At 39.9% G+C, this 16,214-nt stretch carries 16 protein-coding genes, 1 pseudogene and 1 other annotated feature; of the genes and pseudogenes, 12 read left to right on the top strand and 5 right to left on the bottom strand.

Going from position 1 to position 16,214, the window contains the following annotated elements; translation table 11 throughout:
- Positions 1-51: 51 nt before the first annotated feature.
- Positions 52-765: pseudogene (locus tag ED2_RS00365) on the bottom strand (gamma-glutamyl-gamma-aminobutyrate hydrolase family protein).
- A gap of 197 nt (positions 766-962) precedes the next feature.
- Positions 963-1,010, top strand: a sequence feature (sodium ion sensor (DUF1646 type); this cis-regulatory element may regulate processes involved in with the transportation of sodium ions).
- Between the two features lie 107 nt (positions 1,011-1,117).
- On the opposite strand from ED2_RS00365, the gene ED2_RS00360 reads away from it, so the two are divergent.
- From ED2_RS00360 to ED2_RS00315, 10 genes are all read left to right on the top strand, one after another.
- Complete coding sequence (locus ED2_RS00360) at positions 1,118-1,441, top strand: hypothetical protein (RefSeq protein ID WP_005878371.1); 324 nt, start codon at positions 1,118-1,120, stop codon at positions 1,439-1,441.
- Positions 1,428-3,422: a V-type ATP synthase subunit I gene (locus ED2_RS00355; RefSeq protein ID WP_060789668.1), complete on the top strand. Its 1,995-nt coding sequence runs from the start codon at positions 1,428-1,430 to the stop codon at positions 3,420-3,422. Before ED2_RS00360 ends, ED2_RS00355 begins: the two co-directional genes overlap by 14 nt.
- 24 nt (positions 3,423-3,446) lie before the next feature.
- On the top strand, positions 3,447-3,917 hold the full coding sequence (locus ED2_RS00350) for a V-type ATP synthase subunit K (RefSeq protein WP_005878375.1): 471 nt from the start codon (positions 3,447-3,449) through the stop codon (positions 3,915-3,917).
- 21 nt (positions 3,918-3,938) lie between these two features.
- On the top strand, positions 3,939-4,523 hold the full coding sequence (locus ED2_RS00345; protein WP_005878377.1) for a hypothetical protein: 585 nt from the start codon (positions 3,939-3,941) through the stop codon (positions 4,521-4,523).
- A gap of 13 nt (positions 4,524-4,536) precedes the next feature.
- Positions 4,537-5,523, top strand: a complete 987-nt coding sequence (locus tag ED2_RS00340) for a V-type ATPase subunit (protein ID WP_016177380.1) — start codon at positions 4,537-4,539, stop codon at positions 5,521-5,523.
- Positions 5,513-5,824 carry a V-type ATP synthase subunit F gene (locus ED2_RS00335; protein WP_005878381.1) on the top strand — a complete coding sequence of 104 codons (312 nt, stop codon included), beginning with the start codon at positions 5,513-5,515 and terminating at the stop codon, positions 5,822-5,824. The genes ED2_RS00340 and ED2_RS00335 overlap by 11 nt, the downstream gene beginning before the upstream one ends.
- A 20-nt stretch (positions 5,825-5,844) precedes the next feature.
- On the top strand, positions 5,845-7,626 hold the full coding sequence (locus ED2_RS00330) for a V-type ATP synthase subunit A (protein WP_005878383.1): 1,782 nt from the start codon (positions 5,845-5,847) through the stop codon (positions 7,624-7,626).
- The gene (locus tag ED2_RS00325) at positions 7,619-8,995 is read left to right on the top strand and encodes a V-type ATP synthase subunit B (RefSeq protein ID WP_005878385.1); all 1,377 of its coding nucleotides are present in this window, start codon (positions 7,619-7,621) and stop codon (positions 8,993-8,995) included. Before ED2_RS00330 ends, ED2_RS00325 begins: the two co-directional genes overlap by 8 nt.
- Before the next feature lie 8 nt (positions 8,996-9,003).
- Positions 9,004-9,636, top strand: a complete 633-nt coding sequence (locus ED2_RS00320) for a V-type ATP synthase subunit D (RefSeq protein ID WP_005878387.1) — start codon at positions 9,004-9,006, stop codon at positions 9,634-9,636.
- A 287-nt stretch (positions 9,637-9,923) separates the two neighbouring features.
- Positions 9,924-11,270, top strand: coding sequence for a TrkH family potassium uptake protein (locus tag ED2_RS00315; RefSeq protein ID WP_016177381.1), 1,347 nt, complete (start codon positions 9,924-9,926; stop codon positions 11,268-11,270).
- A 212-nt stretch (positions 11,271-11,482) separates the two neighbouring features.
- Here the strand turns inward: ED2_RS00315 and gloA are convergent, their stop codons facing one another.
- A complete protein-coding gene (gene gloA, locus ED2_RS00310; protein ID WP_005878391.1) occupies positions 11,483-11,854 on the bottom strand; it encodes a lactoylglutathione lyase in 372 nt (123 codons plus the stop codon).
- 129 nt (positions 11,855-11,983) lie between these two features.
- Here gloA and ED2_RS00305 point away from each other — a divergent pair, with 129 nt between their 5' ends.
- Positions 11,984-12,424: an NUDIX hydrolase gene (locus tag ED2_RS00305; RefSeq protein WP_005878392.1), complete on the top strand. Its 441-nt coding sequence runs from the start codon at positions 11,984-11,986 to the stop codon at positions 12,422-12,424.
- An 85-nt stretch (positions 12,425-12,509) separates the two neighbouring features.
- Here the strand turns inward: ED2_RS00305 and yidA are convergent, their stop codons facing one another.
- Genes yidA through ED2_RS00290 form a run of 3 tightly spaced genes read right to left on the bottom strand, consistent with a single transcriptional unit; the run spans position 12,510 to position 15,519 of the window.
- Entirely contained in the window at positions 12,510-13,319 is an 810-nt protein-coding gene (gene yidA / locus ED2_RS00300; RefSeq protein ID WP_016177382.1) for a sugar-phosphatase, read from the bottom strand.
- A gap of 15 nt (positions 13,320-13,334) precedes the next feature.
- Positions 13,335-14,705: an HD domain-containing protein gene (locus ED2_RS00295; RefSeq protein ID WP_016177383.1), complete on the bottom strand. Its 1,371-nt coding sequence runs from the start codon at positions 14,703-14,705 to the stop codon at positions 13,335-13,337.
- Positions 14,689-15,519, bottom strand: a complete 831-nt coding sequence (locus ED2_RS00290) for a lipoate--protein ligase family protein (protein WP_005878398.1) — start codon at positions 15,517-15,519, stop codon at positions 14,689-14,691. Before ED2_RS00290 ends, ED2_RS00295 begins: the two co-directional genes overlap by 17 nt.
- A 188-nt stretch (positions 15,520-15,707) precedes the next feature.
- Between ED2_RS00290 and ED2_RS00285 the strand changes: the two genes are divergently transcribed.
- Entirely contained in the window at positions 15,708-16,145 is a 438-nt protein-coding gene (locus ED2_RS00285; RefSeq protein ID WP_005878400.1) for a YwiB family protein, read from the top strand.
- Positions 16,146-16,214: the final 69 nt, after the last annotated feature.

The following is a 16,214-nucleotide window of genomic DNA, read 5'->3' as shown; positions in this document are numbered from 1 at the left end:
AAAAATACGCGGAAGACTGATAGATTCAAGTGATCTGCGTATCATATTGCATTAATATTCTTGCACAAAATAGGTGAATAGCTGCTGATCAAGTGGATTTGTGCGGTGAGTAAGCTCTGGATGCCATTGGACACCTAATAGTTTTAGTTCCGTACTTTCCACGCCTTCAATCAGGCCATCCGGTGAAAGAGCAGTAGCTTTTAGATCAGGGGCCAATTCTTTTACTGCTTGATGATGGTACGAATTTACAAAATACGATGTAGGAAGAAATTTATTTAATGTCGTATCCGTAAGAATAGTGACTTCATGAGTGGCAAATTGTGGCTCAGTCGGAAATTGATCGTGTTTAATAGATCAGTCGGAATATAGAGATAGGTCTTGGTATAAGCTTCCTCCAAGGGCAACATTCAAAAGTTGCATGCCACGACAAACTGCGAGGATCGGTTTCTTTTGTTTTAGTGCTTCTTTGATCAATGCTTCTTCAAAATGATCTCTTTGTAGATTCGTTTCCATCAGTTTAGGATGCGGAGCTTCATGATAAAGTTGAGGTGAAACATCTTGACCGCCTGCAAGGATCAGCTTGTCGATCTTCTGGATGTAAGAAGACGCACTGCTAGGTTCAGAGATCGGCAAGATCATAGGCAGTCCGCCAGCCTGCTGGACTGCGTTGACAAATCCTTGAGGGGTATAGGTTACTTGGTTTCCCTGAAAGGTATCAGTTGCTCTGATCAACTGATTACCGGCAATTCCAATGATAGGTGACATAATAATTCCTCCCAATAATAAATTAGACATATTCTATCAGTAATTTAAAAATTTTTAAAACACTTTGTATATATGAAGAAAAAACTTATTTTATCGTTCGTCCCTTTGGAAAAATAATTTTTTACAAAGAGAATGAGAGAACGCTGTTGAATTCTATTCATATTTTGTTATACTTTAATTAAAGTACGAATAAAAAAGGTTGGGCGCAAGCTTCAAGGATCTAGTTCTTCAAGGGGTGAGAAGAACGTTTTTTGAAAGTGCCTGATTTTAAACAGTTATCTTAAAAGGGTACATACTTTCAATGAAAAAGAAAGCATGTGCCCTTTTTTTTAACAGAAAGGATGTGTGAATTTTGCTAGAGGCTCTAGAGAAGATAAAAGAAGCGGAACAAAAAAATCAACAATCGTTGGTCAAGTTGAACGAAGAATTAAATAATTATTCTGAGTCAAAAGAAAAAGAATTAGCAGCAATAGAAGAAAAACATCGGCAACAGTTAGCGCAGTTGATCGAGGAGAAAATCAGTTTGGAAGAAAAACAAACTGCAGAACAAAAAGAGCAGTTGAAGGCAACTGAAAAAGAACTTCAGGAACGCTTGCTTGAGCAATATCAGACACATCAAGAACAAGCAATCTCGGCGATTATCGAAAGGGTGATACAGACATATGGCCGTCACTAAGATGGAAAAAGTGACTCTCATTTCAGATAAGAAAAATCAAGGGCAGATCCTGCAAGTTGTTCAAGGAATGCATGCTGTTGAAATTCGTGACCTTTTTCAAGAATCTGAGAATAATGAATGGGTAGAAAAATATTTCCCTGAAACTGCTACGATCGACAAAGAATCTAAAGCAGCCGTTTTGACAAGTGAACTATCAGAAATAAGAACAGCGATTCAATTTATTGAACATCACGGAGAAAAAGGACAGAAAAAAAGACATCTAAAAAGACGGGAACTCTCTTTACAAGAATTGGAAAGAGATTACTCTGAAGAGGCGTTTCAAAGGAAATTAAATGAAGTACTCTCACTGAAAGAACGATGGGAACAATTGATAGATGAACGTGATCAGTTAGAAAGTGAAGAAGAATGGTTGAATAACTGGCAAAATCTTGATGCGACACCTTCTGCTTTTCTTAGTCAGGTTACGTCATTCGTCATCGGAACAGTCAGTGCAGCCAATGCCGAAGCCTTCAAAGAAGAACTGGCAAAGATACAAGATATCTATCTTGAGGAAGTCAACGCGACACAAACAACGGTCTATTTTGCTTATATCGTTTTGCAAAACAAGATGCAAGCTGTAGATGATATCGCTAGTCGTTATGGGTTCGTCAAAGAAGAGTATAAATACGAAAATAGTCCGCGCCAACAGCTAAATGTTGTAAAGAAACAACTAACTGAAATCAGTAAGCAACAAAAGAAGCTTGCTTCTGAAATTGCTAGTTGCAGTGGCTATATTGTTGAATTTGAATGGACAGAAGAAATCCTTTTGGCTAGAGCAGAGCGAGTAGCAATCACGAATCGACTGGTCCACTCACCATACTTGATCATTGTGCAAGGTTGGATAGATAGTGAAGAAAAAGAAGATTTTATCCATTTGTTGCAACAAGAACATTTGGCAGAAGAAGTATATGTCAGTTTTGAAGAACCAACGGAGAACGAAATAGCAGAAGAAGTACCAACTAAACTGAAAAACCATCCAATCGTAGCACCATTTGAAATGTTGACGGAGATGTACAGTTTGCCAAAGTATGAAGAGGTAGATCCTACGCCATGGATGACCCCATTTTATCTAGTCTTTTTCGGGATGATGGTGGCTGATATCGGGTATGGATTACTGATGTTTCTAGGCGCTTTTCTTGTCCAAAGATTCATCGTACTGCCTCGTAGTATGCAGCGATTTGCTAAATTTTTTGAGATTTTAGCGGTCCCTTCAATTATTTGGGGATTCATCTATAGTTCCTTCTTCGGAAACGAGCTGCCAAAAGAGATAGGTGGTATCCATTTACCGTTTCCGATATTATCAACGACCAACGATGTCAATACGATCTTGATCTTGTCTGTCATCTTTGGCTTGATCCAGATACTAGTTGGATTATTTATTGCAGCAAAGGAAAATATAAAACGTAAAGCGTATATCGATGCGGTCAATGAAGGTTTTGCTTGGCAAGGGATTTTGATGGGGATCATCTTTGTTTTGCTAGGCATGATGATCTTAAAGAACCAAGCATTTGTTTACCTAGGAATCGGATTAGCAGTTCTTTCCGCATTGTGCATCCTGATCATTCCTATTTTTCAATCTTCATCGAAAGTCAAAGGGATGGCGAAGGGTGCCTATAACTTGTATGGCTTGACCGGATATATCGGAGATTTGGTCAGTTACACTCGTTTGATGGCTTTAGGAATATCTGGAGGGAGCATCGGTGCTGCGTTCAATATGTTAGTGGCATTCATGCCACCCGCTGCACGTTTTAGTGTGGGGATCATCCTGATCATTGCACTTCATGCCCTTAATATGTTTTTGACACTTTTAAGTGCATATGTCCATGGTGCAAGACTACAATACGTTGAATTTTTTGGGAAATTTTATAGTGGAGGCGGACGTGCCTTCAAACCGTTCAAAACAGCGGAGAAATACGTCAACATCAATCATAAGAAAAAATAGATATAATTGGAGGAATTTGAAACAATGATGGATTATTTGATTAGTCAAAACGGTGGAATGGTATTTGCGGTATTAGCGATGGCAACAGCAACGATTTTTTCAGGGATTGGATCTGCTAAAGGAGTTGGTATGACAGGGGAAGCTGCAGCAGCTTTGACGACAAGCCAACCGGAAAAATTTGGTCAAGCACTGATTTTACAGTTGCTTCCAGGGACACAGGGACTTTACGGATTTGTTATTGCCTTTTTGATCTTCATCAATTTGGGAAGCGATATGACAGTTGTTCAAGGACTTAATTTTTTAGGTGCCTCTTTACCAATCGCATTTACGGGCCTATTTTCTGGTATCGCTCAAGGGAAAGTTGCCGCTGCTGGTATTCAAATCTTAGCGAAAAAACCAGAACACGCAACGAAAGGAATCATTTATGCGGCGATGGTAGAGACATATGCTATCCTAGGATTCGTTATTTCTTTCTTACTTGTTCTAAATGCTTAAGATTCATAAGGAGGAAGCCCAGTGGATGCTATTGATAAAATCATCACGCAGATGAATAAAACAGCGCAAGAAGAACGAACACTTCTCGAAGCGACGAAACGAAACGAAATCGAGCAAGAATTTGAAACGAAGCGATTAAAATTAGAAAATGACTTTCAAAAACAAAAAGCAAGGCAATTAGAAGGCATTGAGCGAAATTACCGCCAATTGAGAAATAGACAGCAAGTAGAAAGTCGACAACAGACGTTGAATGAGAAGCAAAATTTTTTACAACGGTTATTTACAGAAGCTACTACTCAACTGGAAAGCCAACCTAAAGAAGCGCAAATAGATTTGATGACAGAAATGCTTCATACATTGACTTTGACGGGACAAGTTCGTTTGATTTTAGGCGAAAAAACAGTGGATCATGTTTCTTTAGAATTGATCGATAAGTGGAATAATGAACTTCCCTTTGAATTGGTATTGGATGAAGAAGTGATTGAAAAGCAAGCTGGTTTTTTGATCGATGATCAAGGCGTACAGTATAACTTTTTGTACCGTAATTTAATAAGAGAAGTGGAAGAAACGATGCGCTTCGAAATTGCTCAACAATTATTTGATTAAGGAGGGATGACGAATGGAGTACCATGAATTGAATCCCTTGATACGTGGCAGAGAACTGGAATTGATCTCTAAAGAGACCTTTGACCGAATGCTTCAAGTTGATTCAATCGAAGACCTTGGAGAGATTTTAAAGACCACGATCTACAGTCCCTATATCCACGAAGGATTTGAGTATGATTTTGAAGATAATCTTGCAAAAGAACGAAGCGAGTTATTCAAATGGTTGAAAGAGTCTTCCCCAGAACCAGAAATCGTTTGGATCTACACGATGCGTTATACATTTCATAATTTGAAGGTGTTGACGAAGTCAGAGATGACTGGAAAAGATTTAGACCATCTGTTCATTGATGATGGGTTCTATACACTTGAGGAAGTGAAAGATGCGATCCATACACAAGCATCGTCTGTCTTACCAAGTAACCTGATGACTTGTATCAAAGAAGTGCGAGAATATTTTGATGCCTCTTCTGTTTTGCAGGGAATCGATGTCATTTATGATCGATGTTTTCTGACAGAACAGCGTAGATTAGGGGAAAAACTTGGCTATCAGGAGTTACTAGAAGAAATCATCGCTTTCATTGATTTGACGAATATTACAACTATGGCAAGAGGAATCCTACAGCAACAATCTCTTGGATTCATGACCACAGTCATCTCTAGCTCAGGAGAGATTGCGAAGGAAAATTTCTTGTCCTTTGTGCACAGTGATCTCGAATCGTATATTCAATTTTTACAATCTACAAATTATAGCGAGTTATTAAAACCGGTAATACAGGATGGGATGATCGATTTGGTGAGGTTAGAGCAACTGAAAGATGACTATTTAAGTTCTTATTATCAAATTGCTCAGACCCAAGCTTTTGGACCTTTACCTCTATTGGCCTTTATGAACGCGAAAGAAGTAGAATGCAAGAATCTTCGACTGTTGATCATTGGTAAAAGAAATCATTTTTCGATCGAACAGTTAAAAGAAAGGATGAGACAAGTCTATGACGCATAAAATAGGTGTAGTGGGCGATAAAGATTCTGTCTTGCCATTCAAATTATTTGGATTCGATGTTCGAAATAGTGCTACGAAGCAGGAGATCAGACACGCTGTTGATGAGATGGCTAAACAAGAATACGGGGTCATTTATTTAACGGAGCAGTGCGCAAAGGAAATCCCTGAAACGATCGAACGCTATAAAGGACAGTTGACACCAGCAATCATCTTGATCCCAAATCATCAAGGATCTTTGGGAATCGGGATTGCTGAGATACAAAAAAGTGTAGAAAAAGCAGTTGGACAAAATATCTTATAATAGAAAAAGGAGATAATCATTTGCAAATTGGAAAAATCATAAAAGTCTCCGGTCCTCTCGTTATGGCAGAAAATATGTCGGATGCAAGTATCCAAGACATGTGTTTAGTGGGAGATTTAGGAGTCATCGGTGAAATTATCGAGATGCGTGGCGATGTCGCATCGATTCAGGTTTACGAAGAAACTTCAGGCATCGGTCCTGGAGAACCCGTTCGATCGACTGGTGAAGCATTGTCAGTCGAACTTGGACCAGGGATCATCGCTCAAATGTTTGATGGTATCCAACGGCCTTTAGATACATTTATGGAAGTAACTCAAAGTAATTTTCTAGGCCGGGGTATCCAATTGCCCGCATTGGATCATGAGAAAAAATGGTGGTTCGAACCTATAAGTGAAATCGGGGATGAGGTCAGTGCTGGTGATGTAATCGGCTATGTCGACGAAACTAAGATCATCAAGCATAAAATCATGGTTCCTCACGGTATCAAAGGGAAAATCGAGAAGATCGAAAGAGGCTCATTTACGATCGATGAACCAGTCTGTGTCATTAATACAGAAGATGGCAAGAAAGAATTAACGATGTTACAGAAATGGCCCGTACGAAGAAGCCGCCCTATCAAAGAAAAATTGAATCCTGATGCACCAATGATCACAGGACAACGGGTCATCGATACATTCTTCCCTGTAACAAAGGGTGGTGCAGCAGCTGTTCCAGGTCCATTCGGTGCAGGAAAGACAGTTGTACAGCATCAGATCGCCAAATGGGCAGATGTTGATTTAGTGGTCTATGTGGGCTGTGGTGAACGTGGCAATGAAATGACGGATGTACTGAACGAGTTTCCAGAATTGATCGATCCAAATACTGGGGAGTCATTGATGGAACGTACAGTATTGATCGCTAACACTTCCAATATGCCGGTAGCGGCCCGAGAAGCTTCTATCTATACAGGTATCACCATCGCGGAATACTTCCGTGATATGGGGTATGATGTGGCAATCATGGCAGATTCAACTTCTCGCTGGGCAGAAGCACTCCGTGAAATGAGCGGACGTTTGGAAGAGATGCCTGGGGATGAAGGTTATCCTGCGTACCTAGGTTCTCGTTTAGCAGAATATTATGAACGCTCTGGTAGAGTGATTGCGTTAGGTTCAGATAATCGTGAAGGAAGTATTACAGCAATCAGCGCAGTTTCACCATCTGGCGGGGATGTTTCAGAACCAGTCACACAAAATACGTTACGGGTCGTGAAAGTTTTCTGGGGATTGGACTCAACATTAGCCCAAAAACGACATTTCCCATCGATCAACTGGATTCAAAGTTATTCCTTGTATTCAACTGAAGTAGGAAAATATATGGATCAAGTGTTACAAGAAAACTGGTCAGAGATGGTTGCCACTGGCATGCGTATTTTACAGGAAGAAGAACAATTGAATGAAATCGTACGCTTAGTAGGGATCGACTCCTTATCCGACAATGACCGTTTGACATTGGAAGTCGCAAAATCGATCCGTGAAGACTACTTACAACAAAATGCGTTTGATGATGTCGATACATTTACTTCTAGGGAAAAACAATTCAAAATGCTAAAAATGATTTTGATGTTTGGCGAAGAAGCACGCAAGGCTTTAAGTTTAGGTGCGTATCTTAATGAGATCATGGATGGCACTGTTTCTATCAGAGAACGTATCGGTCGAAGCAAATACATTCCAGAAGACGATCTATCAAAATTAGATGCGATCAATCAGGAAATCAAAGAAACGATGAAAGCAATCATCTCTGAAGGGGGAATGACCAATGATTAAAGAATATCGAACGATCGAAGAAGTGGTCGGACCTTTGATGGCGGTAGAAAAAGTTTCTGGAGTAAAGTATGAAGAACTGATCGAAGTCCGCATGCAAAATGGTGAGATCCGTCGGGGACAAGTACTTGAAGTGCAAGAAGATAAAGCAATGGTCCAGATTTTTGAAGGAACTAGTGGAATCAATCTAAGAGATTCTTCTGTTCGTTTCTTAGGTCATCCACTGCAATTGGGTGTATCAGAAGATATGATCGGTCGCGTCTTTGACGGACTAGGTAGACCAAAAGACAATGGACCAGAAATCTTGCCAGAGAAATATTTGGATATCAACGGTGAAGTAATCAATCCCGTTGCGAGAGACTATCCCGATGAGTTCATCCAAACAGGTATTTCGGCAATCGATCATTTGAACACGTTAGTTCGCGGACAAAAACTACCAGTCTTTTCTGGTTCAGGGTTACCCCATAAAGAATTAGCTGCACAAATTGCGAGACAAGCAACTGTACTGGATTCTTCAGATGATTTTGCTGTCGTTTTTGCCGCAATAGGCATCACTTTTGAAGAAGCAGAGTTTTTCATGGAAGATTTCCGTCAAACGGGCGCAATCGATCGGTCGGTGATGTTCATGAATTTGGCCAATGATCCAGCAATCGAAAGGATCGCGACACCAAGAATGGCGCTGACAGCTGCAGAATATCTGGCTTATGAAAAAGGCATGCATGTGTTGGTCATCATGACAGACATGACCAACTATGCCGAAGCGTTGCGCGAAATCTCCGCTGCTCGTCGAGAAGTACCAGGGCGCCGTGGCTATCCGGGCTATCTCTACACGAATTTGGCGACATTGTTTGAACGTGCAGGGCGTATTCGAGGGTTGAAAGGATCAGTGACACAAATACCGATCTTGACGATGCCAGAAGATGATAAAACCCACCCAATACCCGATTTGACCGGCTACATCACTGAAGGACAGATCATTTTGACTAGAGAGCTGTATAAGAGTGGCATCCAGCCACCAATTGATGTATTGCCGTCTCTTTCTCGTTTGAAAGACAAAGGAACAGGCGCTGGGAAAACACGAGAGGATCATGCAGCAACGATGAATCAATTATTCGCAGCTTATGCACAGGGAAAACAGGCAAAAGAATTAGCTGTCGTTTTGGGCGAATCTGCATTATCAGATGTCGATAAAATCTATGCGAAATTTGCGGAGCGATTCGAGAATGAATATGTGAATCAAGGATTCTATACAAACCGAACAATTACAGAAACACTTGATTTAGGTTGGGAACTTTTAGCGATGCTTCCACGAACTGAATTAAAACGGATCAAAGACGATCTACTGGATAAGTATCTGCCGGAAGGGAAGTGAGTTTTTCGATGCGATTAAACGTCAATCCAACTAGAATGGAATTAACTCGATTAAAAAAACAATTGACGACCGCAACCAGAGGGCATAAACTTTTAAAAGACAAACAGGATGAATTGATGCGACAATTTATTCTATTGATTCGTAAAAATAATGACTTGCGACAGACAGTGGAAAAAACAATGGAACAGGCGATGAGTGACTTCGTTTTGGCGAAATCAACGATCAATGACTCGTTCATCGAGGAGTTGCTCGCTTTGCCTACTGAAAATGTGGAACTTTCTGTCGTAGAGAAAAATATCATGAGTGTCAAAGTACCAATCATGAATTTTCAGTATGATGAGCAACTAAGTGATGCGCCATTAGAATATGGTTTTCTGAATTCCAACGCTGAATTGGATCGTTCGATCGATCGTTTCACCCATTTGTTACCGAAACTTCTAGAGTTATCAGAAATCGAAAAATCGTGTCAGTTGATGGCAGAAGAAATCGAGAAGACAAGAAGACGGGTCAATGCTTTAGAGTATATGACGATCCCACAGTTGGAAGAAACGATTTATTATATTAAAATGAAACTGGAAGAAAATGAACGTGCGGAAGTGACTCGTTTGATCAAAGTCAAAAATATGGGTAATAAGCAGTAGCCAAAAAGCGACCGTCTGAGTGAATGATTCTTTAGACGAAACGAAAAATTTGCTGCAAAAGCTTGAGAGAGTCGAAAAAGAGGCTGGGGCAGAAGTGTTTAACTCCGAGAAATAAGAAGAACTTCACGAAAATTGCTTTTCAAATTTTTGTGAAGTTCAGCTTATTTAAGAAGGAGTTGCTTCTGCTCCCACCGTTTATTCGTTTTTAAAGAATGAGACCAAAGTGTTTCTTACTTTTGTCCCACGCGCTCACTTTTGTAAATGAAAACAAAAAAGGAATGTCTGTCATGAAAAAGAAAAGGAACAAAAAAATATCGCCCGTACAATTGATTGCGGCAGGATTTTTTGTCTTGATACTCATTGGAGGAGGCTTGCTCTCCTTGCCAATGTTTAGTCAAAACGGGCAACAAACAAATTTTTTGGATGCGTTGTTTACGGCTACTTCGGCAATCTGCGTCACAGGATTGACCACACTAAATACAGCAGAGCATTGGAATAGTGCCGGCCAGCTTTTGATCATGATGCTGATTGAAATAGGTGGATTGGGTTTCATGATGATCCCTATTCTCTTTTTCGCATTAGCAAAGAAAAAAGTCAGCTTCAGTATGCGGATCGTTTTAAAGGAAGCATTGAACCTTGAAGAGATTTCTGGTGTCATGAGTCTTATGCTTTATATCCTGAAATTTGCAGTAGTTATCCAGTTATTGGGTGCCTTAGCATTGAGTTTCGCATTTGTGCCTAAATTTGGCTGGGGCAAAGGTATCTGGTTTAGTATTTTTCATGCAGTATCCAGTTTTTGTAATGCAGGGTTTGATTTACTGGGAGATAGTTTGCATGACTATCAGACAAATGCTTATTTGATCATGGTGATCTCAGTATTGATCATTGCAGGTGGGTTAGGATTCATTGTTTGGCGAGATTTGTTAAGCTATCACAAAGTAAAAAGAATCACGCTACATTCCAAAATTGCGTTGACAGTGACAGCCAGCCTATTGATCGGTGGATTTATTCTGTTTTTCTTTACGGAAAGAAACGGACTGAAACTAGTAGATGGAACATTTTGGGAAAAGTTAGCGAATACCTTTTTCATGAGTGTGACACCAAGAACTGCAGGGTATTATTCCATTGATTATTTGAGGATGAGCCATGCAGGATTGATCGTAACAATGTTTTTGATGTATATCGGAGGAACTTCTGGTTCAACAGCTGGCGGCTTGAAAACAACGACGTTAGGGATATTGTTCATTCAGATGCGGGCGATGTTCAAAGGGAAAACTCGTGCGGAAGCATTTGGTCGAACAATTCGCCAAGCGGCTGTTCTACGAGCTTTGACACTCTTCTTTGTTACTCTGACGTTATGTGTAGTGGCTATCATGATCTTGTCTGTCACAGAAACCTTTCCAAGTACTTCGGGAATCGAGTACATTGCTTTTGAAGTATTTTCCGCTTTTGGTACGGTAGGGTTGACAATGGGTCTGACACCAGACTTATCAGTTGTGGGCAAACTGGTCATCATTTCATTGATGTACATCGGACGTGTTGGGGTCATGACTGTTATTTTTTCTTTATTAGTCAAAGCAAACAAAGCAGAACCAAACTACAAGCTCCCTGAAGAAAGTGTCATGATTGGCTAGAGGTTGGAAAAGAAGGATTTCACTTCAAAAAAGTAAAAGAATCACAGAAATTGCGTTTCAAATTTTTGTGAATATCGGATTGATTATCGAAGGGGCTGCTTCTTTTTCATTGTTTCATATTTAAAGAATGGGACAAAAGTGTTTTTTACTTTTGTCCCATTCTCGTTTTTTTTATTTGTCTCGACCACTTTTTTTAGTATCTAGGTAGTGATCTAACCACGGATGATTTCGATCTTGTAGCCGTCTGGATCTACAATGAAGTAATAAGAAGGGGCTGTTCCAGGCAGACCTTTTAAGTCAGTCACATTGAATCCTTCTGCTTGATGTTTTTCATGAAGTGCTTCTAAATCATCTGAGGCAATTGCAATGTGTCCATAGCCATTTCCTAAATCGTAAGCTTCATGGTCATAATTATAAGTAAGCTCTAATTCGTAGTCGTCTCCAGGTAAAGTTAAATAAACAAGTGTAAATTTACTTTCTGGAAAGTCGCGACGACGGCTTTCTTCAAAGCCAAATGCCTTTTGATAAAATTCTAGGGAAGCGTCAAGATCTTTTACTCGTACGCAAGTATGAGCCATTTTCATAAGTAAAATCCATCCTTTCTTTTTTTCAATCATATCAAAAAAAGAATAAAAAATAATAGATTTGCGCTTGTTTATGAGAAAACTCTCATGTAGAATAAAAGAAAATAAGTTTAAGGTGGACAAACAAACATGGATAAACCAGTATTTGGTGAGAAAGAACAATCAGCAGAGTATTTGAATCGATATGCTGCCTATATAATCGTCGAAAAAAATAACGAAATTGCACTGATTGAAGCACCAAATGGAGCCTTTTTTTTACCTGGTGGAGAGATTGAAGGGCAAGAAACAAAGAAAGAAGCACTTCGTCGTGAGTTGATCGAAGAGATGGGGATCGCGGCGGAGATCGACATCTATCTAGGTGAAGCAGATGAATATTTTTATTCTAATTATCGTAAAACACATTACTATAATCCCGGTTATTTTTATGTTGCAAGCAACTGGCAACAAGTGGGGGAACCGACTGAAAAAACGAATCAGATCTGGTGGGTAAGTCCCGTTGATGCTATTCAAAAATTGAAACGTGGGAGTCATAAATGGGCTGTTGAGCAATGGCTAACAAAAAAGAAATAAACAAGAAACACAAACCTGAGTAAAGAAGAGGTTTGTGTTTCTTAATTTTTTTCACATGCAATTTTGACGATAGTATTAGTTAAAACTATAATACATATTTTTTGATTGCTTCTGCTACACCATGTTCATCGTTTGTGGTCGTGATGACATTTGCTGCTTCTTTCACTAGTGGGATAGCATTTCCCATAGCGACACCTAATCCAGCATATTCGATCATTGAGAGGTCGTTTTCGTTATCACCGATCGCCATGATCTCATCTTGTGCGATACCCAAATGTTGGGCAAGATTTGCTACAGCTGCTCCTTTGCTTGCTTCTTTATTCAACACTTCAAAGTAATAAGGAGCACTCTTCACTGTCGTATATTTTTCACGGAAAGCTTGCGGCAAACGAGCGATAGCAGCATCTAAGACTTCTGGTTCATCGATCATCATCATCTTCACTAGATTCATATCCGGTGTCATTTCTTCGGGTGTGCGGTATTTCAATGGCATCTTGACTAAGCTTGCTTCATGGATCGTGTAAGCACTGATGTCACGGTTGGGTGTGTAGATCGCTTTGTCATCGATCGAGTGTAGATGGCTGCCGACGCGACGTGCCATTACTTCGATCTCTAGGAAATCTTCATGGGTCAATCCATGACGGGCGATGATCCTACCAGATTTTGTTTGTTGAACTAATGCACCATTATAAGTGATGACATAATCATTTTCTTGGAATAGATCCAATTCATCCAATTGCTCTTTGACACCGGGTAATGGACGACCTGTACATAATACGATGGCCACTCCTTGGGCTACAGCTTTTGCAAATGCTTCTTTGACTTCTGACGTGATTTCTCTTTTTTCATTTAATAGGGTACCATCGATGTCGATGGCGACTAACTTGATAGACATAATTTCCTCCAGTATTTAATTTATTTCCTCGATCAATGAACCATTACGTATATGACGGGCGAATTCTTGATACGTTTCATCGAATAGATCGTAGTGGTTTCGTAAAGATGGATCGACCATTTCTTTAGGGAAAAAGAAACGCTCATCTCCTTGCTCTTGTCCAGCAAGAGCAGCCACCAGTTGGCTCACCTCTGATAATTCTACCAAAGTTCTGTCATTTCTCAAAATCTCGATTTGCGTGCGGTGTCGATTTTCCTCAGGACGATAAAAGTCGTAAGGCAGATCGTAACTTGAATTCACTGCAGTATAGTAAATAGGATTATAACCGACTCTTTCAACAAGTGTAGTCAGTTCTTTGATCAAGTGTGACGAGCGATCACCAGAAAAGGCAGCTGATTTCAATGGTTTTCGATTTAAAAAGCGCTTGGCTAGATCATTCAAAATGGGATCATCTGATTTTGTCCATTGAGTGAAGTAAGTTCCTAAGACACCGTCATCTAATTTCAAATAGTCATTCAATGTAAATTTTTCATCAAGAAAAGGCAATAAAAGTTGTGAGTGCAACTCAAAACTGCTAGGATCTTCACGATAAAGTTCATGGGCACGGTGCAAGAGATGTTCCAAAATGACTTCCATTCCACGGGAAACTGGATGGAAGTAGACTTGGACATACATCTGGTAACGACTAACGATATAATCTTCCACTGCATGCATCCCACTCATTGAAAAGGCGATACCACCCTCATACGGACGGATCACACGCAAGATTCGAGTGAGATCGAATGTTCCGTATTCTGTGCCAGTGAAGTAAGCATCTCTTAACAAGTAGTCCATGCGATCTGCATCGATTTGGCTAGAAATCATTTGGACGACTTGAGGATTAGGATACGTTTTTTGGATTACGCTCGCGACTTTTTCTGGGAAACCAGCCTCTACTCGGTTAAGAATTTGGTAAACTTCTGTTTCAGGTGAAGTAATGATTTCGACAGTGATTGCTTCGTGATCCGTATGAAAGATATGTTCGAATGTATGTGAATAAGGTCCATGGCCGATATCATGAAGTAGCGCTGCGCATAACGTGACTAAACGTTCTTGATCATCCCAGCCATCACGCCCCATTTTTTCTTGAGGAAAGTTACGGGAAAAAATATCGCAGATCCGTCGCGATATTTCGTATACGCCTAAAGAATGTGTAAAGCGGCTATGTTCTGCTCCATGAAAGGTAAAGGAAGCTGTTCCTAGCTGCTTGATCCGACGAAGGCGCTGGACTTCTTTGGAATTTATCAAATCTAAAATTACTTGATGCTGTACATGGATGTAGTTATGAACAGGATCACGAAAAACTTTTTCCATCGGTAGCATCTGATATTTATATGGTATAGTCATGGGCAAGCTCCTTTATCTTATTTCGTTCCTGCATACGATCGATCTGTGCTGTCCATTCATCTGTAAGGACATGGTCCTTTTTCCATTGATTGGAGTCAAGTTGCTGACCAGGTAAGTATAACTGATCGAAAGCATGAATGAAGCGTTGTTTGACTTCCTCAACAGTAAAGGAAGCAGCAAGCAGTGTCTCTAAAGTCTTCATGCTTTCAGGAATGACTGCAGGATAGCCATTGTTTCCAAAGTCATCTTGTAAAGATGCTTGATAGAATTTTTTCATGGCTGATCCTCTTGCTTGCTGATCGCCATTGACACTTAAATACATCATAACAGAGATGCCATTTTTTATTCTTCGTTGAGCGATCCCAGCAAATTTTTTGCCACGAATACTCAGATCATAAGTACCAGGGCAATAGGAATGGGTGACTTCAAAGGCCTGGATGTCAGCCTCAGGAAATGCTACTTTAGTCAGTGTCAGCATTTTTTTGTACGCATCATCGATCGAGATCTTGGCGTCTTCGTTTTGAGGGAAGATCAATGAGATATTCAAGATCCCACTATCTGAAATAATCCCCAATCCACCAGAATTTCTTACCACTGGGACGAATCCTAAGTCTCTTAATTCCTTTATTCCGTCTTTCAAATAAGGTGCCCGTGTGTCTTTCATTCCTAGAATCACCGTTTGATCGTACTGCCAAAAATGTAAAAAGACCGTATTGTTTTTTTTGGAATACTCGGTTAATATATCCGTCAGGGCAAAAGGGGTAAAATCATTTGTATGATAAGTTTTTTGATCCAAAATGGTTGTTGGATACATGCCATTCACTCCTTTTGTAATTGGTTGATTGAAAAAACAGAGTGCTGAAAGCCTGTTTCTTCATTATTATACTCTAAATGATAAAAGATGTTGTGAAAAAAATCTTCTTAGGTTTTCATACAAGTTGGTTGACAAATATGGGAAAACTGGGAACAATGTAGCTATGAGAAGCAAAGGAGAATGAAAAAATGGAACGATCAAATGGTACACCTATTTCAATTAAATTACGTACGAAAGTTCAACAACACGGTGAACAGCAAGATTTTTTCTTTGATTTAAAAGGACAAATGGTCAAAATCGGTGACACTCTATACATACGTTATCAAGAAGTCCAAGAGGGAACAGATAAGGAAGTGCCAGTGACGATCAAGCTGATGCCAGATGGTCATGTCCAATTGATTCGCGCAGGTGAGATGCGGATGCGCTTGAAATTCGGCTACCGTGAGCGCCTAGAAACGAATTATAAAACACCTTACGGAATGATCCAAGTTGAAACATTTACAAAAGAATTACATGTAAGTTTGAAGGATCGACCAACAGCGGGAAAAGTCCTCATTGATTATGATTTATTTATGGGGCCTGAAAAATTAGGCGAATATTATTTAACTTTGGACTTTACTGCTTAAATCGTAAAGAAACGTTTGATTTTTTGCGTTTGATTTTGTATGATAAGGAATAGACTGTGAAAGGACGTG

Source organism: Enterococcus durans NBRC 100479 = LMG 10746 (assembly GCF_001544215.1).
Classification (GTDB): Bacteria; Bacillota; Bacilli; order Lactobacillales; family Enterococcaceae; genus Enterococcus_B; species Enterococcus_B durans.
The sequence above is the reverse complement of the archived record's forward strand: the minus strand, read 5'-3'. Positions and strand labels throughout refer to the sequence as shown.